Genomic DNA, 19,554 nt, shown 5'->3' with positions numbered 1-19,554 from the left:
GAAATTTCACATGACTACTCTTTTGATTATTGCGTGCGTGTGCCTGATCGTGTGGCGTATAAGACGCCCGCCAGCTTTGCCTGAAAAGGCTTTCACTCAACGCAAACACTGGGCGCTGATGCTGTCACAGCCCATGGTGGATGCGGTGGGTTTGACAAGGTTTTATGACGCTGGCACTACCGGCTTTATCGAACAGATTCAGGCTGCGCTCAGAGCGCCACTTTTGCATCAACTGGGTTTTCGTAGCCACGCAACGGATGACGAAGTTCGTGCCCATTTGGATGCAACCTTGGAGCGCCATTGGTTTGGGCTGGATCTTGAGCACTTATCACCCACTGACGATCCTCGCGCGGCCATGGCATTTGCCTGTATCCGCACGGCGTTTTTGATGCGTTGCATCATGTTGTTGAACTGGGTACCGCAGGACACGGCCTGGCGTGTGTTGTTGCTCAATGCGCAACGCGCCCAGGAGTGTTTTTCGGGCTGGGAAGACTTGGGCAAGGCCTTCATTGACGGTCGTCAGCAATGGATAGCCGCTTTCCGGGCCGATCCGCTGGGTCAGCGCTTCAATGAAACCTTATTAAATCAACTGCTCGCGCCCCGTACTGGCGCATGGGCCGCTCTGCCGTGGCGCGAATTGCCTGCCTTCAACCCGACACCCGCCTGAACAGCCCCACCTGCGGATCAACCCGGTATACGCGCCAGCATCAAAGGTGCGATATACCGGTGAACCGGAGCGACCGGCAGCATGTACAGGCGGCCAAGACGGTTATGGGTATGCACCACGGTGGCCACTACGATTTCTCGCGTGCCGTCGGCTTGAACGTCAGAACGGCTCAATGACACGTACACATCAAGATGCTTGTCTTTGTCTGCGACCAACACCTCATTGGGGGTGTTGGCCAGCAAGGTGAAGATGCCAAGCCGGTCATGCACCTGATAGGTGCTTTCTTCCCGGTTCAAATCGATATGCCCCAATCGGCCGAGGTCTTTGAGCCCCAACAGCTTGACCACACGATTGCGCGTCGTCATCAGTGCGTCGATCCAGCCCGGCGTGGCCGCCATGAGATGCAACAAGTGGCTTAACGCTGTGCGTTCTGCCTCCCGGGTGAACGTGCGCTGACTGTCAACGAATTGCGCGCCTTCAACGTAGGCGCTGATCAGCGTACCCGGCGGCACTGCACAGGGGGTGACGCGTGGGTTCATAAGGTTGCGCTCCTTGCCAGATAGCTTCATTGCCTTCAAAAGCCAAACGGGGCCTGCCATACATCTTCACGGGAAACGTCTTTTAACCGCTGCTGAAAGCTGGGGCATTGCCCGTGACTGCGCGCTGGGCAGGCCGCTGCACTGCGCAGCTCATCGCGTACTGCGGCGAGCTTGGCCATTAGACGGTCCAGCTCATCGGCTTTGCGGGTGAGTAACTGCCGGTCAAGGGTGACATGGCCATTGGCTGTCAGCATGGGGGCAATTTCTTCCAATGAAAACGTCAGCGACTGCGCGAAGGTGATTAACGCGAGCTGATCCAGTACATCTGCCTTGAATACCCGGCTCAACCCCCGTCGTCCCGCGGAACGGATCAGCCCTTTTTCTTCGTAGTAGCGCAACGTCGAAGCCGGAACCCCCGAACGCCTCGCGACTTCCCTAATGCCGAACTCTTTCATGCTTGACCTCAAGTCGACTTGAACTTGCACACTGGCCATTCAAACAACTCGCTACCTGGCCGACAAGGGGAACGTGACATGGACACTACGCAGTGGATTGCAAGCGCCACGGGGCTTGGCTTGGGGGCCACGTTTTTCATGGATCTCGTCGCTCTGCTTCGCCGGCGCTTATTCAACGTGCCATCGCTTGACTATCGGTTCGTTGGCCGCTGGCTGGGGCATATGCCTTCGGGCCGATTTCGCCATGACTCAATAAGCCGCGCTCAAGCGGTACGGCATGAGCGACTGACCGGCTGGCTGTTTCATTACCTGACGGGCGTCGCCTTCGCGGCGGTGCTGCTGGCGGGCGCAGGCGAGCGCTGGCTTTATCAGCCAACGCTGGTGCCAGCACTGCTGGTGGGCGTACTCAGTGTTGCAGCACCGTGGCTGATCATGCAGCCGGCGCTGGGGATGGGGGTTGCCGCCTCAAACACGCCGCACCCACGACTGGCGCGACTCAGGAGTCTGGCCACGCACCTCTCGTTCGGCATTGGATTGTATGTAACGGGCTGGCTATGGGCTCAGTGACAGGAGATTCTCCACAGCTGATCCAGCCGCGTGGTGTAACTCTGACTCATCAAATCCCGGCGCATGCCCCAGTCCGGATGGGCCGGTACGCTTGCCGCACGCAGTGTTCCCCGGCCCCAGCGGTTGTTGATCTGGTCCAGCACGGCCATCACCCGTGAGGCTTCGGCGGGCTGATTGAGGGCAAACAGGTCATCGGAAAACTCGCCGGGCTGACGCAAGTCCAACAGCATGACTTCAGCCTTGCTGTAGTTGAATCCGGGTTGAAAAACATGCTCCACGGCGTCGACGGCGGTTTTTGTCAGCAGACGCACGTCATCGGTGGGATAGGGCAACGTCACGACGATGCCTTTGGCGTATTTGGCTTCGTGCGGGTTGAACATGCCGGTACGGATACTGACCCGCACCTTGTGGCAGTAAGACTGTTGCGCCCGCAGTTTTTCCGAGGCACGCATCATGTATGTCGCGACTGCTTCTTTGATCGGCTCGATGGCTGTCAGACGCCGGCCGAACATTCGGCTGCAGCAGATTTCCTGCTTCGGCGGATCGGGTTCGTCCAGCTCCAGGCACGGGGTGCCCGCCAGCTCGCGGGCCGTTTTTTCGATGACCACGCTAAATTTTTTACGCAACGTCCACGGGTCGGCCCGCGCCAGGTCCATCGCCGACACAATGCCCATGCCCTCCAGATGCGCCGTCATGCGCCGTCCGATCCCCCAGACATCCGACACTGAGGTATTGCGCAGCGTCCAGGCCCGTTCGTGATCCGGGCACAGATTGACCACGCCTCCGGTGTGCGCCTGCAAGCGCTTGGCCGTGTGGTTGGCCAGTTTGGCCAAAGTCTTGGTAGGACCAATACCGACCCCCACCGGGATACCGGTGCATTGCAGGATGCGCTTTCGCAACTGGCGACTGACCTGCGTGACATCCGCAATGCCGGTCATGTCAGCAAAGGCTTCATCAATGCTGTACACCTCGACGGCAGGGACTTGAGCTTCGATCAGGCTCATCACCCGCTCACTCATGTCGCCGTACAACGCGTAGTTCGAAGAGAACGCCATGATCCCCTGCTGCTCCAGTTGCTGTTTGATCTGGAAATAAGGCGCGCCCATTTTGATATACGGTTTGGCGTCATAACTGCGGGCAATGACGCAACCGTCATTGTTGCTCAGCACCACGATCGGCACCTTTGCCAGGTCCGGCCGAAACACGCGCTCACAGCTTGCATAAAAGCTGTTGCAGTCAATCAGGGCAAAGACCGGCCGGGGTTCAGTGGCCATGGTTGCGCACCGTATGGGTGATCACGCCCCAAATCGACAGCTCATCACCTTCCATGATGTAGCGATTGGGGTATTTGGGGTTGTCAGAGACCAGCATGACCGTGCTGCCTTTCAACCACAGGCGTTTACAAATCGGATCATTATTTAGCAGCGCCACCACCACATGGCCGTGGGCCGCTTCAATGGCACGATCCACCACGGCCAGATCCCCGGAAAAAATCCCCGCGTCCTGCATGCTGTCGCCGTCAATGGTGACCAGGTACACGTGTGCCGCTCGAATATTAAGTGCCTGATCGAGCGAGATATGTTTCTCGACATGGTCAGCCGCGGGCGAGGGAAAACCGGCCGGCACTTTGAACGAACACCACGGACGGCGAACACCACCTTCAGCCAGAGGACCCAAAACCGTGAAACCCATGACGCTCGCCTTTCTGTTAACTGTATGTTCATACAGTTAACTGCGCCGCGGGCCGAAGGTCAATTTATCTGTAGGAAATTACGACGAGAGGCCATGTAAATCAGCCCTGAAATAACGAGTCTTTTCTCTGGGTGAACCCTGCAATTATCACTGCAAAACAATATTTAATTATCGTTTTACAATCATTTTTTCTGCGCTTATGATTCCGCCGTCGCCCACTTGCCGCGACCCGATTCACCTCTACTCCCCACTACAAGATTTCCCACACAAGAAGGATTGTTGAATGAACACAGATCGTTTGGCGAAGTACAGCAAAGTCCTTGCAACCGCGACGCTGGGCCTGGTTGCCCTCATGCTGCTTTCCAATATTGCCTACTGGCTGTTTCCGGACGTGATGAATCTGTATGGACCTGGTTTCAATCTCACGGCCCTGACCGAAACGCTGGACGCCAATATCCATCAGATGCCCTGGTGGCAGATTACAGGCGGCATTGTCCTGTCCAGTATTCCGCTTTTGATTCTGGCCAAGGGGTTGGTGGCGTTGAGTGCATTGTTCAAGTTTTACGCCAACGGGGAATACTTCGAACCCGAATCAGCAGACCTGTTGGGCAAGGTCGGAAAAAGTGTCGGTCTGTGGGTATTGATCAGCTTCTTGCTGGGCCCTGTGTTGAGCGTATGGATCACGATGATGCGCCCGGCGGGTGAGCGTTTGTTTACCATCAGCTTTGGCCCTTCGGATGTGGTGGCGCTGTTTCTCGCGGCAAGTGTCATGATTGTGGCCCGTAGCCTGCATCGTGCGTGCATGTTGGCACGTGAAAATCAGCAGTTTGTTTAAGAGGTCAAAATGCCCATAGAAATCAAACTCGATGTGATGCTGGCAACGCGCAAGGTCAAGTCCAAGGATTTGGCGCAGATCATCGGCATCACCGAACAGAACCTCTCGCTGCTCAAGCAAGGCAAGGTCAAAGGTATTCGGCTCGGGACGCTGGAAGCCATTTGCTGCGCGTTGAATTGCCAGCCGGGGGACTTGCTGCATTACCAGGCAGAGCCAACCGATTAAGACAAGCGCTCGCTCACACCCCGTAAGGAATCGCCCGTTTACTGCTCCTGCGAGCGTAAGCGGGCAATATTTCGCCTGGAAAATAATCCATCAAAATAAAATCCATTAATCCACCAACTAATAGAAATAAAATCTAATAACCGCCCAACAAACAGAAATAAAAGCAAAATTAAACACGCTGAGCGTCCGTATCATTCTCCTACGTTCATTGAGGAGAGACGCCCATGCATGACGCCACCCACTACCTGCATTGCGGTCGAGATTCCGAAGCGTACGGCGGACTCATCAATACACCGGTGTTTCGGGGTTCTACCGTTCTGGCCAAAGACTTCAACAGTTGGGAGGCGAGCAAGAAGGACGGTAATCCGTACGCCAACTATGGCCGCTTTGGCACGCCGACCACCCGCGCCTTTGAAGATGCAATGGCCGGGCTGGAAGGTGGTCATGCCAGCCTGGTATTCCCTTCAGGCCTGGCAGCCTGCGTTCATGCCCTGTTGGCGTTTGTCAGCGCCGGTGACCATGTGCTGATCACCGACAACATTTACGGCCCGACGCGCACGTTTGTCAGCACGGTACTGACCCGTCTTGGCGTAGAGGTGGAGTTCTTCGCCCCCGCTGCCGGAGCGGGTATTGCCCGCCAACTGCGCCCCACTACTCGGGTCGTATTTACAGAGTCGCCGGGGTCACTGACGTTTGAAGTCTGCGACCTGCCGGCCATTTGCCAGGCGGCCCATAGCGTGGGTGCCTTCGTACTGCTGGATAACACGTGGGCCTCGCCGCTGTACTTCAAGCCCTTTGAGCATGGCGTGGATGTGTCCATACAGGCGGCGACCAAATACATCGTGGGGCATTCGGACGCCTTGCTCGGCGTTGCCACCGCCAATGAACGAGCCTGGCCACTCTTGAAAGCCGGGGCGCATGATTTTGGCCAGACCGCCAGTCCTGATGACCTGTTCCTCGCGTTGCGCGGGCTGCGCACATTGCCCGTGCGCCTGCAACGCCACTGGAGCAATGGGGTCACGCTGGCACGCAGCCTTGAACAGCACCCACTCATCACCCGCGTCATGCACCCCGCACTGCCCAACGATCCCGGCCATGATCTGTGGAAGCGCGATTTTCTGGGGGCCAGCGGCTTGTTCGGGATAGAGGTCAACACGCAAGACCCGATGGTTTTGGCGCGCCTGTTCGATAACCTCAAGCTGTTCGGGATTGGCCTGTCGTGGGGCGGTTTCGAAAGTCTTGTTGTGCCCGTCGGGCACCCTGTCCGTCAGCACACCCCCGCACCGCGGGGGTATCTGATCCGTGTGCATGCCGGGCTTGAGCATGTCGACGACCTGATGCTGGACTTCCAGCGAGCGCTGGACATTGCCGTGCAAAAACCGTGTGTCGCTGCGTAAACCGGGACTGAGCTATGGGTTTTAGGCGCTCAAGGCGCGTAGCGCAGAGGCAGGCTGGTTGAATACTTGATTTGCTCCATGGAGAAACTGGAACTGATATCCGACAGTCCGGGGACCTTAATAAGCTGTTTGTAGACGGCGTCATAGGCGGCCACATCAGGCACTGCAACGCGCAACAAATAGTCCGTGTCCCCGGCCATGCGATAAACCTCGACCACTTCTTCGATCGAAGCCACGGCAGCGCGAAAGCTATCGAGCCATTGGGCATTGTGCTGAGTGGTTTTGATCGACACGAAAACAATCACCCCCACGTTCAGCTTTTTGCCATCCAGCAACGCGACCCGACCGCGAATGATTCCGGCCTCTTCAAGCTTTTGAATGCGCCGCCAGCAGGCCGTCGTGCCAAGACCGATCTGCTCGGCGATATCCCCTACCGCACGTGTGCAATCGGTCTGCAGGATGTGCAGAATTGCCCTGTCAAGCTTGTCCATGAGAAGTCGAGGCCTTGTACGGATCAAAAGAAAACAACGGTGCGCGAAAGCCCGGCATTCTCCAGCAGCTCACCCTGCCCGCGCTACCCCGTCCTTCCCTGTCTGTCGCCTGAAAACCCTCAATGCGGCGCCAGAACTTCGCGCACACCTGCAACGCCAAGGATCTCTTTGATCATTTGGTCCGCCACCACACGGGTGACGCCCCGGAACTCGATGGTCACTGTTTCGGTGTCCTTGACCGGGCCTTGCTCAACGATGAATTGTCTGATTTTTTTGGACCGCTCACCCAGCAGTTGCTCAAGCTGACTTAACGACAGCGTATTGGACGGCGCCACCAGCTTGACCACCTGGATCTGCACGATATCCCTGAGCACGCGTTCCATGGGCCGAATGGCGATCAGGATGATCAGAATCAAAAAGGTTGCCGCAGTGCCCAACACATACAGTCCGCCGCCCACGGCCAGGCCGATAGCTGCAACCGCCCACAAACTGGCGGCCGTGGTCAGGCCCTTGATGACCTCACCGCGCATCAGAATCGAACCGGCCCCCAGAAAGCCGATCCCCGAGACCACCTGTGCGGCAATTCGCGAAGGGTCCAGCTGCGTGCCTGGCATGGTCAGCGCCTGTTGAAATCCAAACGCCGACACAATCATCACCAAACACGCCCCCGCACACACCAACATGTGCGTACGCAGGCCTGCCGTCCAAAACAGGTGTTCGCGCTGAACGCCAATCAAACTGCCGAGAAAAGCCGCCAACAGCAGCCGTATGCACATTTCCCAATCAGAAATCATTCAGTCCCTTCCCGCAAATAACCTGTGGTGTGTTTAAACAAGCTCTGGCGAGCATAGTTAAGGATTAACAGGTGTGCCCGATCAGGTTTTTAGGGAACGCGCAGGTCTGTACACTGCACGCCTTCGCCGTGGCTGCGATCAATGCCGCCACCCTTACCCGTTCAAGCAGAGGTGTTCATGGCCCATAACGAACTGACTTTTACCCCTGATCCTGATCCTGAATCCATTTCGTCTGACGTCGCCAGCTTTGGTGGCGTAATGGTTTCGACGCAAATCCCTACACGTGCCGATGGCAGCCTCGAACTGGGCGGCATCACTGAGCAAAGCGAATGCACGTTGCAAGCGCTGAAAGTGGCCCTGGAACGTGCGGGCAGCTCTATGGACCGTGTCATGCACTTGACCATCTACCTGACCGATATGGCAGACCGTGCGGCATTCAATGAGGTGTACAAACGTTTCTTCAGCCAGCCATGGCCGGTGCGTGCTGCTGTAGGGGTCGCGTCGTTGGCCGTCGAAGGCATGCGTGTTGAAGTCACCGCCATGGCAGCCAAAGGCTAATACTGAGCCCCTGTCGGCGATGGAAGCGGCCGCTGATGCAGGCCGCTTCTGTACGCCTGAAAGACCATTCACGTTCATTTCCTTTAGCAGCCCCCCTGCGCATAACGCTGATTGCAAAAGAAAATCCGCCACTCGGTGAATTTTTTCGTATCTGCATGTATCTCATCCCCAAGAGCGCGTGCCATCAGAACGATAGCATTCGGCGCTGGCAAAACGCGTCTACCCTTCATACGACTGGGGTTTAGCGGTTTTAAAAGGATAGATCAGCTAATAAAGGGGCTTGCATGAGATCTCGTAAGAAAAAGGTCAATCCAATCGGATTGCAGGACATCACCATTGTCGATGACGCCAAGATGCGTAAAGCGATTACCGCTGCGGCACTGGGCAACGCGATGGAGTGGTTTGACTTCGGCGTGTACGGCTTTGTTGCCTATGTGCTCGGGAAGGTGTTCTTTCCCGATGTGTCTCCCAGCGTGCAAATGATCGCAGCGCTGGCCACGTTCTCGGTTCCCTTCCTGATCCGCCCCCTGGGCGGGCTGTTCTTCGGTGCGCTGGGTGACAAATACGGGCGACAGAAAGTCCTGGCCGCGACCATCGTCATCATGTCCCTCAGCACGTTCGCCATTGGCTTGATCCCCTCCTATGCCACGATTGGTATCTGGGCGCCGATCCTGCTGTTGCTGGCCAAGATGGCCCAAGGCTTTTCGGTGGGTGGCGAGTACACCGGCGCGTCGATTTTCGTGGCCGAGTATGCGCCTGACCGCAAGCGCGGGTTTCTCGGCAGTTGGCTGGACTTCGGCTCCATAGCCGGTTTCGTGCTGGGGGCCGGTGTGGTGGTGCTGATCTCCACACTTCTGGGCGAAGAGCAGTTTCTGGAATGGGGATGGCGCGTGCCGTTTTTCCTGGCCTTGCCGCTGGGGATGATCGGGCTGTATCTGCGGCACGCCCTGGAAGAGACACCCGCCTTCCAGCAGCACGTGGAAAAACTTGAACAAGGGGATCGCGAAGGTCTCGCACGGGGCCCCCGGGTTTCTTTCAAGGAAGTGGCCACCAAGCACTGGCGCAGTCTGATGACCTGCATCGGCGTGGTAGCAGTCACCAACGTGACCTACTACATGCTGCTCACGTACATGCCCAGTTACCTGTCGCACAACCTGCATTACAGTGAAAACCATGGGGTGCTGATCATCATTGCAATCATGGTCGGGATGCTGTTCGTTCAGCCCCTGATCGGTTTTGTCAGTGACAAGATCGGCCGCCGTCCTTTCATCATCTGCGGCAGTGTCGGTCTGTTTTTCCTCGCCGTCCCGGCGTTTTACCTGATCAACAGCGGCAAGCTGGGGCTGATCTTCGCCGGGTTATTGATGCTGGCCGTGTTGTTGAACTTCTTCATCGGTGTCATGGCCTCGACCCTGCCGGCGATGTTCCCCACGCACATCCGCTACAGCGCGCTGGCCAGTGCGTTCAACGTCTCGGTACTGATCGCGGGCCTGACGCCGACGGCGGTGGCCTGGCTGGTGGAAAGCACCAATAACTTGTACATGCCTGCCTACTATCTGATGGTGATCGCGATCGTGGGGCTGGTTACCGGGGTCACCATGAAAGAAACCGCCAACAAACCGTTGCGCGGGGCCGCACCGGCGGCTTCGGATATTGAAGAAGCCAAGGAGCTGCTTCAGGAGCACCACGACAACATCGAACATAAAATCGAAGACATCGACGCCGAAATTGCCGAGCTGGAAGCCAAACGTAAAAACCTGGTGCAGCAACATCCCCGTATCAACGACTGAAACGGGCACTGACGTAAAAATCCCGCCGGGTGCAGTGAACAACCGGCGGGATTTTTTTTAGCCTGCGCTCTGCGCCTGTGCCAGCAGGTCAGTGATCCAGCGCACCTGGCGTGCGGTGTCCTGTACTTTTTCTTCCGGGACAGTCAAACGGGCCCGGCTCAAGCTGAGCAGAGTCTTGTGCTTTTGAGACAGCTGACGCTGCCACTTTGCAAGAAAAGCCGGGCTGCGTGCTTGCATGTGCAGCGGACCGAAGTACAGCTCCTGCGCGCTGTACTTCACCGTGCCGGAACGGGCAGCGACGATAATTTCGTAATCAAAACGGTTTTCCCGTAGCACTTCTTCACAGAGGATACGGTAGCCATTTTCCATCAACCATTGGCGCAGAGGGTGTTCACCGCCATTGGGTTGCAGGATCAGGCGCTCCTCACCGCTCAAGCGCGACTTACCCTGCTCAAGGATGTCCCGGATAGTCTCCCCTCCCATCCCGCACAGGGTAATGGCAGTGATAGCGTCTTCGGGTTCAATCGCCATCAGGCCATCAGCCCTGCGCACCGTAATGGCGTCGGCCAGATCATTTGCTTGAACCGTACGCCGGGCCGCAGTGAAAGGCGTCAGCGCCACCTCACCGGCTACTGCGCCTGCGATTGCACCCCGACGCATCAGCGCCACCGGCAAATAGGCATGGTCCGACCCGATATCAGCCAACCGGGCGTTAACCGGAACGTGTGCGGCGACGCGCTCCAGGCGCATGGACAATGTGTGGGGGTTCAACAGTTGTTCCTTCCAAAACCAGTGCCAGACCTGCGCGGCATTTATCAAAGGGCGCCATCATGCATACACAGTCGCGCCGGGTAAAGCATCGGGGCCGGGGTGGATCCGCCCCATCCGCATTGTTAAGGTGCAGGCGTCATCAAGAGGATGTGTTTATGGACTTCACAGGGAAAACCGCAATTGTCACAGGTGCCGGCCGTGGCTTGGGCTGGGTCTATGCCCGGGAACTGGCGAAATTGGGCGCAAATGTCGTGATCAGTGATATCGGCGCCGACAATGTGGGTGACGGGGCTGACGCCAGCATCGCACGAGAGGCAGCTCAAGCCCTTCAAGCTGAGGGATATCACGTGATTGGTGATTCCAGTGACCTCTCCAGCGAGCAAGGTTGCCGAGGCTTGATTGACGCCGCTGTCGACGCGTTTGGGCAACTGGATATCGTGATTCACAACGCCGGTTGGGTGGGTTACCAACCCATTGAACAGGCCGATGCGGCATTCATTGCCCGCGCACTGGACATCAACCTCTATACGCCGGTCTGGCTCTGTAAATACGCCTGGCCTCACCTCAAACACTCATCGGCTGCACGTATAGTGCTGACAACTTCGGACCGCGCCATGTATCAGTGCTATGCGCAGACCGGTCTGGTGGCGTACGCCGCAGGCAAAATGGCGCAATTGGGCATCATGAATGCCCTGAGCATGGAAGGCGCACCGGACGGCATTTTGGTCAACGCGGTATCGCCCGTGGCCAAAACCAGAATGTGGGGTGTGACCCAAACACCGGAAAACCTGAAACCCGAGTGGGTGGCGCCCGGCGTGGTTTACCTCGCGTCGCCAGCGTGTCAGGACACGGGTTACATCCTGCGGGCCAGTAATGGCCAGTTCACCGCCACCCGATTCGCTGAGAACCCTGGCGTTGATTACCCTGTGGATTTGGCGCGGGTCAAAGCCGCCAATGCAGAACAGGTGGCAGCGCTGTGGGGGCAGATCAAAGAAGCGGGCGCATCATAAAGACGTCTGACACTCCACAATCAAGCACACTCACTGATTACGCAGCTTCCAGCCCGTCAGCATGAACGTGACACCCGGGATCAACAGGCCGGGTGCCATGTAGAGAAATGTACGCTCGGTCAGCAGGCCGTTAAGGGCAAAGGTGCCGCCGCAGATGACCAAGGCGAACCCCACCAGAAAGAGCGGGTTGCGAAAAGCTTTATCCATGGGTTCAGGTCCTGTGATGAAAATGGCGGCACATGATAAAACCTGCGCAGCCGTAAGGGCCAGTCGACTCTCGCGACGCAGGTCGTTAAGCTGGCGTTTTTTGAGGCCCTATGCACGTGAACAAGGTCTATCTGGGTAGCTGCCTGTGTGGCGGCGTCCGCTACGAGCTGCTGAGCGAACCTAAAGCAGTCAGTCACTGCTATTGCAGCCAATGCCGCAAGGGCCATGGCGCAGCGTTTGCGTCCTATGGCAGCGTGCCGCGCAGCGCCTTCACCTTGCTCAGCGGCGCCGAAGACCTCAAGGCCTACCGATCATCAGAATCGGTAAGCCGGGAGTTTTGCATGCAGTGCGGATCGACATTGTTCTGGTCGTGCTCCCAAGGGGATCGCGCCGGGTGGATTAGCGTGGCATTAGGGACGCTGGACACACCTTTCAAGCCCAGCAAACAAAAGCATATTTACACCAGCGACACAGCAACCTGGTTCGAGATCCCTCACGCGTAACGGCCAAACCATGGCAGCAAGGCTCGCCTCTGCTTGGGCAGTGGGTACATCCATCCTGTAGAGGGAAGTACCCGAGCCTTTAAGACTGACTTATTCAACACTGACACACTGAGCAAAACCTATGAATCGTCGTAAAAAAATCAACCAAATTTTGAAAGCTAACGCCAAAAAAGCCAGTGCCAAACTGGCTCCCAAAAATAAACCTAAATACATCTGCAAAGCGGATCGCTTGAAAATGGCCGCTGAATCCAGCAGTGACTTGACCGCCGCTGCTCCAGAGTGAACAAGGTCCACTCAAGAGAAAAAAACAAAGCTCGCCAAACGACTTCCGCTCTTTGCCGCTGCAAGTCGGGGTTTTAGGTACAAGGTTGTGGGCAGTGAAACACAGCATGGCTGGCAGCGTCTTGATGACAAGTGGGCTCTAAAGCCAGCCAATTCAGGCTTCGGGCACTGCCAGTCGCGATGATCCTTACAACCTGCACGCCATGCGCGTTGATCTGAATGATCTATAAACCAGGTCTGGATAATTGCGGCGCGCCCGGTAAGAGCACTTCATCAGGCTCATGCAGAGGTTGCATTCAGAACGTGGTAACCCACCCAGCCATCTTGGCCGCCTTAACGAGGTTTAAGGCCGCAAGGCTGCGACCTCTTTGCCAGCGCTATCGTCCCATTCCAGCACTTTGATACGTTGATCCAGAAAGTGCTTCCAATGGGCGGTCGGGGTCATGTCGTCCAACTCAACCCACTCCTCCAGGCCTTGTCTGAGCCATCCGTCAAAACCGTCTGCGTACACAAACGGGTTTTTGATGGAAATGGGGCCCAGATCAACGTACATCAGACGCATGTTCAGGGGCGTTCCATCCATATACCTGACACCTGCGTATTGGCAAGTCACGTCTTCGATCGGTGGAGCCCCCACGTGATTACCCGCCCTGAACGCAAGCTTGACTGCAGGGTAAACAAAGGTCGCCATGCCCCGCTGAACCAAGGTTTTGTAGCGAGACTTGACCTCAAATGCATCCGTGTCCGTCTTGGGCAACGTATCGAAGCCATCCGGGAAGATCCTCGCGCTGAGCAACCTCATGTCTAAAGGTGCGCGCACCAGACTCAGGACCGCTGCTTCGCAATTCTCCAGAACCCCGAAAGCCAACCGGGGGTTGCTGCCAAAACGGTAATAGCTAAACAATGCGACCAACAGGCCAAGGCCCGCTACGACGACACATGCACTCAACGTTTTTATATAGATAGGCCGCACGTTCATGCTCTCAAAGGAAAGCGCTGAACTTAGCACCTACCTTTTTTGCTGTATGCCAGCCGGTTCTGTCAGATGGTTCTTCAGTGAAACCTCGCCTACTTCCTGCTCGTCTGCGTCGATCCGTCCGCCAGCCCAGACAGGCAGTAGATCCAGTGCGCGGACTTTGGCTCCTTGAGCTTGAAATAAAGCGGCACCCGTCATGGCAACACGTGCATTGTCACGCTGTGGAAGGACCCTGACACCGTAGAATCTCCAGCTTATGCTTAGACGATTCAAAGCAATTAGGCGTAATTCTGACTTAACCACCCGCTGTTATTTCTTCACTTCCACTTCCCCTGCAATCAGACGGCAGGCGCACTCGCCCGGATATACCCTCTCTGTGAGCAAGGCTCCGTTCTAACAGGTTGCTAACGCCGTTCTCAGTCTGACTAAATTTCGTGTAATGGAGATCCACCATGACTTCTACCAAAACTCTGCAAGGCAAAGTGGCTTTCGTACAAGGTGGCTCTCGCGGTATAGGGGCGTCCATTGTCAAACGCCTGGCCCGTGAAGGCGCGAAAGTGGCTTTCACTTACGTATCGTCTGCCAAACGGGCCGACGCTCTGGTCAATGAAGTGATTGCCGACAGCGGTGAGGCCTTTGCCATTATGGCTGACAGTGCGGATGCCGCAGCCGTACAGCAGGCGATACGCACTGCTGTCGCACACTTTGGCGGTCTGGATATTTTGGTAAACAATGCGGGCGTGCTGGCTTGGGGAAGCACCGAAGAACTCACCCTGGAGCAGCTTGATCACACCTTGGCGATCAATGTGCGCAGTGTGTTCGTGGCCAGCCAGGAAGCTAGCAGGCATATGACCGACGGTGGGCGAATCATCAATATAGGTAGCACGAACGCGCAGCGCATTCCGGTTGCTGGCGGCGCAGTGTACGCCATGAGTAAATCGGCACTGGTCGGATTAGCCAAAGGTATGGCCCGCGATTTAGGGCCGCGCGGCATTACTGTCAACAACGTACAACCGGGGCCGGTGGATACCGAGATGAACCCTGCGGATGGTGAGGGCGCCGAGTACCTGAAAGGTCTTATGGCTCTGGGGCGCTACGGGCGAGCAGAGGAAGTTTCCAGCTTTGTTGCCTATCTGGCTGGTACCGAAGCAGGCTTCATTACTGGCGCCAGCTTGACCATTGATGGTGGCTTCTCCGCCTAAAAGCTTGCCACTGATACTAGACGGGCGACCCATTTATTGCCAAAGGGTTGCCCTTCTCAATTTCAGCCATTTATCACAGGCAGTTACCCATTTGCTCCAAAATTCCACCCCCAACGGCTCCAGCTCCCAATTTAATGCGATCAACTCCTCAGCCTTCCGTAAGCGGATGGCGAACACATCTTTACTTCGCTCTGACATCGCTCGCCTTCCAACTGCTATTTAAGGCACTGGATCGCCCTTGATGTCGTGGGCATATCCTACTGACTGCATTCTGGCCGGTTAGCAACGACCTGACTCCGACCGTCGCCATGCGGCCAAAAGTGGTCATAGGAGGCTTATAAAAGGCTAGGCAATTCAATTGATGACGTTTATTTTCCCATTAGATAAATTTACAATCCTATCGAGTCACCATTAAAAAAATTAAAAATTTAAAATCCATGTATCAGGGAAGCTCATGAAAAATATTTTTATTGCATCTCTCTTGTTCAGCTCCGCGCTTCCTTTAAAGGTGTTGGCGGGCGGATTAGAGGTCGAGCACAGACTAATTGAGCAGCGCTGGTATACGTTCGAAGACGTGATAGAAAAGAGAAGCAAATATAATAGGGTCGATATTTCGCGAGGGTATATCGAATATTATTTCGAGGGTGAGAAATATACTCCAGAGTATCCCGAAGAAAAATTGTCGCCGCGCCAAAAATTCTATTCCAATCATGGCAGCGTTGGAATATATGCGGCTGCTGATTATGAAACTGAGCTAGACAAGGCGTGCATAGATGTTGTCTCTGGTTCTTTAGGATCATTTATAGGTGACTATAAAAACTCCAAAAGACCGGATAGACAACAATATAAGCGCATCGTAGTCGGCATAAGGTCTTTAACGTACAAAGGCCCCGAGTATAACTTCAAGAGCCCTTCATCCTGGTCACCTGTAGCGTTACCCAAGAACAATAGAAGTCTTCTTTGTGATATTTATGAAGTCAATAACAAAGAGAGTGATGTGAAATACATTGTTTATGCTGCTTCAGTGGCAACCGCTATGTTTGACGAAATTCACGCTACCTCACTGCCAGATAATAAGGTCGAGTAACAATAACTCTTCGCTCTCATGCTGCAGCATCCATTGTTGCGGCATGAGCTGGATCAACCTTGAGGCGGTGAACTGAATAATGGGCTTGAGCAATTGGCTCAGCTACGTGACCTGCTTCGGGCTGGGGAAGAGCAAGTGCTCTCTGTCACGAAGGGCGGTAGCGGCAAAAGCTCTTTGATTGACCTGCAACTGTCCCCGGAGGTTGAAGCCGGTGCACTGCGTGTAGTGGCATTCCTGTTCAGCTATTACGACACCAGTGATGCAAGCGATATTGCAGCGCCCGCACCAACTATTACCACCCGTGACCGCTTGGCACTGGTCACCGTGACCATTAAAGGCACGCCGTATGTGATCGTCGATATCTGCCTGCGGATGCTGCAACCGGCCGAGCGGTACAAGGCCCAAGGTTTCCCGGCCGACTACATCATCAGCCACGTCGCCGACGGCAAGCCATTCACCAAAACCCAACAGGTGCACATGTGCGGAAACAGCGTCAGCCCGCCGCCGATGGCTGCACAGTCCCGGGCGAATGAATCATGGCGAGCAATGGAGCGTCAGGCGAAAGCAGCATAAATCAAGCTTAAGGTACCGCCTCCGCCCACTCGGTAATACGAATCAGCAATTGACTCAATAGCTCGATCAGGACGTGGTACATCAGGCCTGCAATAAATCGCTTCATTTGGTAATGCCTCAGCTTGGTTTGAGACATTGAGCCACCGGCCCTGCACTACTTCCTCTGGGGTTTTTTCCACGATTTCACTACCGCCCGGGCATGCCCTCACTGCCGCTACTTGGTCCGATTTCGTGCAGCGCCTGCGCTACGACTGCAAGGGTGAGCGTGTCCACGATCATTGCACAGCTGACGCTATCTTTATTGTCGAGGCGCGCAGAATCGTGTGCGGGCTGGACATGGATTACACCGAACAGCGCATGGTGTATTGGGATAGCGGCGAGTCGGATGCTGAATCGATTAAAGATTACTGGGGAGGTTTATCCAGGCACGAGAAACTCTTCCACTCCATATGCAGAGATTTCGCGTGTGCTGCTGTGGCGTTGTAGCAGAGTTGAAAGCTTAAGCCGCCGCGCTGGATCGGGAAATTCAGGCGATGGAGGAAGACATGCGCAACGAGCGCGGATAGTTAGGAAAATACGGTGAACAGATTCCGCAGTAAGCCGCTACGCGATCAGTACGCAGCAATGGTCGATGCCTACCGCAGCGGCCATCAAGGTCTGTTCACCGACGCTGGCCAGCCTCACCGCGCAAGCGGTCTTGCATTGGCTTTCTGGAACGGCTTTGACGGCGTTTCGATAGTACCAGGGCCGAGCGCAGTTCGCCTGCCTACGCTTGCTGGAGAGCTGGCCAAGACTGCAAAAAATTGACCGTCGTGGCTCAGGCCGCAAGTTAAGGGAACCGTCACCAATGATGCCAATTCGAAATCGCAGCCCGCGTAGTCAAGTAGGAAAAAAACGCTCGTTACGCACTCAAGCCCGGCCGATGCATCTGGTGCAACCACTGAATCCCATCCACGTGAAGCGATTCGAAGGCCCTGTGTCCCCCTGGCTGGAGCTTTTCGTTTGGGATTCTGCGTGGTAGTGAGATTATGTGGATGAGATGAATAAAAGGGTGAACGAGATGCAAAACGACAAAGTTGAGTGCCAGTGCTGCAAAAAGATGATGATCCCTAAAGTTATCACTAGCCCCCCTTTTTACTTCTGGGGCGTCCCTGTTGGTGGACGTGACCCAGAGTATTCGGTTTGTCCGTTTTGCTTGTCGCCCAAGTGGATGCTAACTTAGAAACAAGTTCTCATTGGCACAAAGGCGAATGCTGAATTTTTCGGAATTATTGTGTTGCTTTTGATCAACATCGTTGTGTTCACCCGCTTGGGTGCTGAGGCGCTCGGTGTAAGCGTAGGCCTGTCAGTTTTGCTGTTCCTGTTCCGGGACCGTATCGCAAAGGCGGCGAAGGATCGGCTAACTGAAATTATCAAGGGTTGAAACATGCAATTAGTTAAGAAAAACATATGAACGATCAAGCCAACAAGTACTTCAACCAAGCCCAAATGATGCTGCTGGATCTGCACAGCTCGATACTCCGTCATCTGATGGCTACGCAATCCATGGAAGAAGCACGGCAAGATAATCAAGACACGGTTGATCTATTCGATGGTGTTGTACAACGTGATGTGCTTAGAGATGTATGCAGCGTAGGTTTGGACAGGGTCAAGCTTAAGCTCAACGGCAATATCCGTGCGATTGAAACCTATGGGATTTTGGTCAACATTGCAGCAGGCGCGTTACTCCAAATTTCAAAACAAGCCCTCTCTATCGCATACGGTAAAAGAGAAAATGCTCCCACAGGAGCGAGCGTTTCGTCCACGTGCGTTAGGGATTTGATTTGACATGGGCGCAATCAGTCGATGCATTATGAAGAAACACGCTTAATGCCATTGCGGAACGAGAAGGGCAAGGTAATTACTGGTTGCAGCTCCTGGGTTGAAATATTTCAAAAACTGAACGATCAGAGACCCGGTAGTTTTGAAATGTCGCCTCCTTACCGATCGCTTGCTAAGGATGTTCTAGACACTCTGGAGTGGACTTACGATTACACCAAATTCGAGCGTGACATGAGGCATTTGCTCGGGATTTGCACTTGATTGCTGAAGTTTAGGAATAGAACGTGAACAAGCAAAAAGCACACGATGAGCGTCTAGCAGCAAACATTCATGTCTGGGGGATTTCGGTTTTCTTGATCGGTTTTGTCGCGTGCATAGCCATTTGGGCTTTTTACTAGGGAAAAAGTTCGATGACCTTTGATTCAGCGATGAAGGCTTTCATAAGGCCGATAACAATTGCTTGCGACGACGACTATTACCAGTTCATCGGCAGTGGCACAGCCTTCATCTGCCAGTATAGAGGGCAGGTTTTCGTAATTTGTGCCCGTCACACTTGGGAAAATATGGGGATTACGATTGAGAATTTTCGCATATTTATCCCTGGGTATGATTGGGCGCTATCGTTCGATTATGAAGCCGTTGTTGGTCCCGAAGAGCGCAGTGATCTGAAGGTTCTGCGGGTCGATAGCCAGATAATGGGCAGCTACCCAACAGCCCTGATGAGAGCGTTTGATTTGAATTCCTTCGTGGTTCCGGCCGAAGATTTCAAAGAGGGTTCAGTGTTTCTGGCTGTGGGATACCCGCAATGTCGAAGAGAATTTCACTACGATAAAAAACGATTTATGGCTGACTTGGCAGCGTTCAGTGGACCGCTGGTAGGGGGGCTTACTGACGCGGTAATTACGATGCGTACTGATTTTGGTCATGTGGATGATATTGATGGTTTGAGTGGATCTCCCGTTTTCATATCAGGCGACCCTCACTTGTTTGCAGGTGTAGTCATCAGAGCTGGACAAGACGCTGGGCTTATCCATTTTATCCACGGAGCATGTCTCATCCATGCGATGGACGCACTGGTAGTGCTTCCCCCTCGGCTAATGATGAATTGATCT

The 19,554-nt window shown here is 55.0% G+C and carries 23 protein-coding genes and 1 pseudogene; 15 read left to right on the top strand and 9 right to left on the bottom strand.

Annotated features, from left to right (window positions below; all coding sequences use genetic code 11):
* Positions 1–10 precede the first annotated feature (10 nt).
* Positions 11–667 (top strand): DUF1266 domain-containing protein, encoded by a 657-nt coding sequence (locus tag IF654_RS11065; protein ID WP_047282170.1) that lies wholly within the window; start codon positions 11–13, stop codon positions 665–667.
* Between the two features lie 17 nt (positions 668–684).
* Here IF654_RS11065 and IF654_RS11060 read toward each other — a convergent pair whose 3' ends face one another.
* Both IF654_RS11060 and IF654_RS11055 read right to left on the bottom strand, forming a co-directional pair.
* Positions 685–1,206: a DUF2867 domain-containing protein gene (locus IF654_RS11060; protein ID WP_047274529.1), complete on the bottom strand. Its 522-nt coding sequence runs from the start codon at positions 1,204–1,206 to the stop codon at positions 685–687.
* Between the two features lie 35 nt (positions 1,207–1,241).
* Complete coding sequence (locus tag IF654_RS11055; protein WP_047274527.1) at positions 1,242–1,661, bottom strand: helix-turn-helix domain-containing protein; 420 nt, start codon at positions 1,659–1,661, stop codon at positions 1,242–1,244.
* A 78-nt stretch (positions 1,662–1,739) separates the two neighbouring features.
* Here IF654_RS11055 and IF654_RS11050 point away from each other — a divergent pair, with 78 nt between their 5' ends.
* A complete protein-coding gene (locus IF654_RS11050) occupies positions 1,740–2,228 on the top strand; it encodes a DUF2938 domain-containing protein (protein WP_047274525.1) in 489 nt (162 codons plus the stop codon).
* Here the strand turns inward: IF654_RS11050 and umuC are convergent.
* Both umuC and IF654_RS11040 read right to left on the bottom strand, forming a co-directional pair.
* Positions 2,222–3,502, bottom strand: a complete 1,281-nt coding sequence (gene umuC / locus IF654_RS11045; RefSeq protein WP_047274834.1) for a translesion error-prone DNA polymerase V subunit UmuC — start codon at positions 3,500–3,502, stop codon at positions 2,222–2,224. The two genes, IF654_RS11050 and umuC, sit on opposite strands and share 7 nt — an antisense overlap.
* Positions 3,492–3,920 carry a LexA family protein gene (locus IF654_RS11040; RefSeq protein ID WP_047274521.1) on the bottom strand — a complete coding sequence of 143 codons (429 nt, stop codon included), beginning with the start codon at positions 3,918–3,920 and terminating at the stop codon, positions 3,492–3,494. The genes umuC and IF654_RS11040 overlap by 11 nt, the downstream gene beginning before the upstream one ends.
* A 283-nt stretch (positions 3,921–4,203) precedes the next feature.
* Between IF654_RS11040 and IF654_RS11035 the strand changes: the two genes are divergently transcribed.
* The 3 genes from IF654_RS11035 (at position 4,204) to metC (ending at position 6,377) form a co-directional block, all read left to right on the top strand.
* A complete protein-coding gene (locus tag IF654_RS11035) occupies positions 4,204–4,755 on the top strand; it encodes a DUF2975 domain-containing protein (protein ID WP_047274519.1) in 552 nt (183 codons plus the stop codon).
* A 9-nt stretch (positions 4,756–4,764) separates the two neighbouring features.
* Positions 4,765–4,980: a helix-turn-helix domain-containing protein gene (locus tag IF654_RS11030; protein WP_047274517.1), complete on the top strand. Its 216-nt coding sequence runs from the start codon at positions 4,765–4,767 to the stop codon at positions 4,978–4,980.
* A 224-nt stretch (positions 4,981–5,204) separates the two neighbouring features.
* Complete coding sequence (gene metC, locus IF654_RS11025) at positions 5,205–6,377, top strand: cystathionine beta-lyase (RefSeq protein ID WP_194862480.1); 1,173 nt, start codon at positions 5,205–5,207, stop codon at positions 6,375–6,377.
* 29 nt (positions 6,378–6,406) lie between these two features.
* On the opposite strand, the gene IF654_RS11020 is transcribed toward metC, so the two are convergent.
* On the bottom strand, positions 6,407–6,868 hold the full coding sequence (locus IF654_RS11020) for an Lrp/AsnC family transcriptional regulator (protein ID WP_047274512.1): 462 nt from the start codon (positions 6,866–6,868) through the stop codon (positions 6,407–6,409).
* 119 nt (positions 6,869–6,987) lie between these two features.
* Positions 6,988–7,662 (bottom strand): MgtC/SapB family protein, encoded by a 675-nt coding sequence (locus IF654_RS11015; RefSeq protein WP_047274822.1) that lies wholly within the window; start codon positions 7,660–7,662, stop codon positions 6,988–6,990.
* 177 nt (positions 7,663–7,839) lie between these two features.
* On the opposite strand from IF654_RS11015, the gene IF654_RS11010 reads away from it, so the two are divergent.
* Both IF654_RS11010 and proP read left to right on the top strand, forming a co-directional pair.
* Positions 7,840–8,220, top strand: a complete 381-nt coding sequence (locus tag IF654_RS11010) for a RidA family protein (protein ID WP_047274820.1) — start codon at positions 7,840–7,842, stop codon at positions 8,218–8,220.
* A gap of 284 nt (positions 8,221–8,504) precedes the next feature.
* Entirely contained in the window at positions 8,505–10,010 is a 1,506-nt protein-coding gene (gene proP, locus IF654_RS11005) for a glycine betaine/L-proline transporter ProP (protein ID WP_047274506.1), read from the top strand.
* Positions 10,011–10,067: 57 nt separating this feature from the next.
* Here the strand turns inward: proP and IF654_RS11000 are convergent, their stop codons facing one another.
* Positions 10,068–10,781, bottom strand: a complete 714-nt coding sequence (locus tag IF654_RS11000; RefSeq protein ID WP_230683784.1) for a tRNA (adenine(22)-N(1))-methyltransferase — start codon at positions 10,779–10,781, stop codon at positions 10,068–10,070.
* Between the two features lie 155 nt (positions 10,782–10,936).
* Between IF654_RS11000 and IF654_RS10995 the strand changes: the two genes are divergently transcribed.
* Positions 10,937–11,791, top strand: coding sequence for an SDR family NAD(P)-dependent oxidoreductase (locus IF654_RS10995; RefSeq protein WP_047274818.1), 855 nt, complete (start codon positions 10,937–10,939; stop codon positions 11,789–11,791).
* A 30-nt stretch (positions 11,792–11,821) separates the two neighbouring features.
* On the opposite strand, the gene IF654_RS10990 is transcribed toward IF654_RS10995, so the two are convergent.
* Positions 11,822–11,998: a hypothetical protein gene (locus tag IF654_RS10990; protein ID WP_194862481.1), complete on the bottom strand. Its 177-nt coding sequence runs from the start codon at positions 11,996–11,998 to the stop codon at positions 11,822–11,824.
* Positions 11,999–12,114: 116 nt separating this feature from the next.
* On the opposite strand from IF654_RS10990, the gene IF654_RS10985 reads away from it, so the two are divergent.
* Positions 12,115–12,501, top strand: coding sequence for a GFA family protein (locus IF654_RS10985; protein ID WP_095010006.1), 387 nt, complete (start codon positions 12,115–12,117; stop codon positions 12,499–12,501).
* Positions 12,502–12,622: 121 nt separating this feature from the next.
* On the top strand, positions 12,623–12,784 hold the full coding sequence (locus IF654_RS10980) for a DUF2986 domain-containing protein (protein WP_070411743.1): 162 nt from the start codon (positions 12,623–12,625) through the stop codon (positions 12,782–12,784).
* Between the two features lie 342 nt (positions 12,785–13,126).
* Here IF654_RS10980 and IF654_RS10975 read toward each other — a convergent pair whose 3' ends face one another.
* Positions 13,127–13,366, bottom strand: a complete 240-nt coding sequence (locus tag IF654_RS10975; protein WP_159434379.1) for a hypothetical protein — start codon at positions 13,364–13,366, stop codon at positions 13,127–13,129.
* An 845-nt stretch (positions 13,367–14,211) separates the two neighbouring features.
* Between IF654_RS10975 and IF654_RS10970 the strand changes: the two genes are divergently transcribed.
* The 5 genes and pseudogenes from IF654_RS10970 (at position 14,212) to IF654_RS10950 (ending at position 19,551) form a co-directional block, all read left to right on the top strand.
* A complete protein-coding gene (locus tag IF654_RS10970) occupies positions 14,212–14,961 on the top strand; it encodes a 3-oxoacyl-ACP reductase family protein (protein WP_047274498.1) in 750 nt (249 codons plus the stop codon).
* A 454-nt stretch (positions 14,962–15,415) separates the two neighbouring features.
* Positions 15,416–16,048 (top strand): hypothetical protein, encoded by a 633-nt coding sequence (locus IF654_RS10965; RefSeq protein WP_194862482.1) that lies wholly within the window; start codon positions 15,416–15,418, stop codon positions 16,046–16,048.
* 147 nt (positions 16,049–16,195) lie between these two features.
* Positions 16,196–16,621 (top strand): annotated as a pseudogene (locus tag IF654_RS10960) (DNA cytosine methyltransferase); the annotation flags it as partial.
* 1,449 nt (positions 16,622–18,070) lie between these two features.
* On the top strand, positions 18,071–18,448 hold the full coding sequence (locus IF654_RS10955; protein ID WP_194862483.1) for a hypothetical protein: 378 nt from the start codon (positions 18,071–18,073) through the stop codon (positions 18,446–18,448).
* Positions 18,449–18,852: 404 nt separating this feature from the next.
* The gene (locus IF654_RS10950) at positions 18,853–19,551 is read left to right on the top strand and encodes a hypothetical protein (protein ID WP_194862484.1); all 699 of its coding nucleotides are present in this window, start codon (positions 18,853–18,855) and stop codon (positions 19,549–19,551) included.
* Positions 19,552–19,554 lie beyond the last annotated feature (3 nt).

The sequence above is a fragment of the Pseudomonas lundensis genome, assembly GCF_015377145.2.
GTDB classification, from domain to species: Bacteria; Pseudomonadota; Gammaproteobacteria; order Pseudomonadales; family Pseudomonadaceae; genus Aquipseudomonas; species Aquipseudomonas lundensis.
This window is presented reverse-complemented; position numbering and strand designations above follow the sequence as displayed.

Excerpts from the sequence above, each read along its gene's own strand:
- IF654_RS11015 (WP_047274822.1), bottom strand. The coding sequence starts at position 7,662 with ATGATTTCTGATTGGGAAATGTGCATACGGCTGCTGTTGGCGGCTTTT.
- metC (WP_194862480.1), top strand. The coding sequence starts at position 5,205 with ATGCATGACGCCACCCACTACCTGCATTGCGGTCGAGATTCCGAAGCG.
- proP (WP_047274506.1), top strand. The coding sequence starts at position 8,505 with ATGAGATCTCGTAAGAAAAAGGTCAATCCAATCGGATTGCAGGACATC.
- IF654_RS11040 (WP_047274521.1), bottom strand. The coding sequence starts at position 3,920 with ATGGGTTTCACGGTTTTGGGTCCTCTGGCTGAAGGTGGTGTTCGCCGT.
- umuC (WP_047274834.1), bottom strand. The coding sequence starts at position 3,502 with ATGGCCACTGAACCCCGGCCGGTCTTTGCCCTGATTGACTGCAACAGC.
- IF654_RS10975 (WP_159434379.1), bottom strand. The coding sequence starts at position 13,366 with ATGGATGGAACGCCCCTGAACATGCGTCTGATGTACGTTGATCTGGGC.
- IF654_RS11060 (WP_047274529.1), bottom strand. The coding sequence starts at position 1,206 with ATGAACCCACGCGTCACCCCCTGTGCAGTGCCGCCGGGTACGCTGATC.
- IF654_RS10965 (WP_194862482.1), top strand. The coding sequence starts at position 15,416 with ATGAAAAATATTTTTATTGCATCTCTCTTGTTCAGCTCCGCGCTTCCT.
- IF654_RS10950 (WP_194862484.1), top strand. The coding sequence starts at position 18,853 with ATGACCTTTGATTCAGCGATGAAGGCTTTCATAAGGCCGATAACAATT.
- IF654_RS10990 (WP_194862481.1), bottom strand. The coding sequence starts at position 11,998 with ATGGATAAAGCTTTTCGCAACCCGCTCTTTCTGGTGGGGTTCGCCTTG.
- IF654_RS10955 (WP_194862483.1), top strand. The coding sequence starts at position 18,071 with ATGAACGATCAAGCCAACAAGTACTTCAACCAAGCCCAAATGATGCTG.
- IF654_RS11035 (WP_047274519.1), top strand. The coding sequence starts at position 4,204 with ATGAACACAGATCGTTTGGCGAAGTACAGCAAAGTCCTTGCAACCGCG.
- IF654_RS10995 (WP_047274818.1), top strand. The coding sequence starts at position 10,937 with ATGGACTTCACAGGGAAAACCGCAATTGTCACAGGTGCCGGCCGTGGC.
- IF654_RS10970 (WP_047274498.1), top strand. The coding sequence starts at position 14,212 with ATGACTTCTACCAAAACTCTGCAAGGCAAAGTGGCTTTCGTACAAGGT.
- IF654_RS11050 (WP_047274525.1), top strand. The coding sequence starts at position 1,740 with ATGGACACTACGCAGTGGATTGCAAGCGCCACGGGGCTTGGCTTGGGG.
- IF654_RS11030 (WP_047274517.1), top strand. The coding sequence starts at position 4,765 with ATGCCCATAGAAATCAAACTCGATGTGATGCTGGCAACGCGCAAGGTC.
- IF654_RS11055 (WP_047274527.1), bottom strand. The coding sequence starts at position 1,661 with ATGAAAGAGTTCGGCATTAGGGAAGTCGCGAGGCGTTCGGGGGTTCCG.
- IF654_RS11020 (WP_047274512.1), bottom strand. The coding sequence starts at position 6,868 with ATGGACAAGCTTGACAGGGCAATTCTGCACATCCTGCAGACCGATTGC.
- IF654_RS11065 (WP_047282170.1), top strand. The coding sequence starts at position 11 with ATGACTACTCTTTTGATTATTGCGTGCGTGTGCCTGATCGTGTGGCGT.
- IF654_RS10980 (WP_070411743.1), top strand. The coding sequence starts at position 12,623 with ATGAATCGTCGTAAAAAAATCAACCAAATTTTGAAAGCTAACGCCAAA.
- IF654_RS11010 (WP_047274820.1), top strand. The coding sequence starts at position 7,840 with ATGGCCCATAACGAACTGACTTTTACCCCTGATCCTGATCCTGAATCC.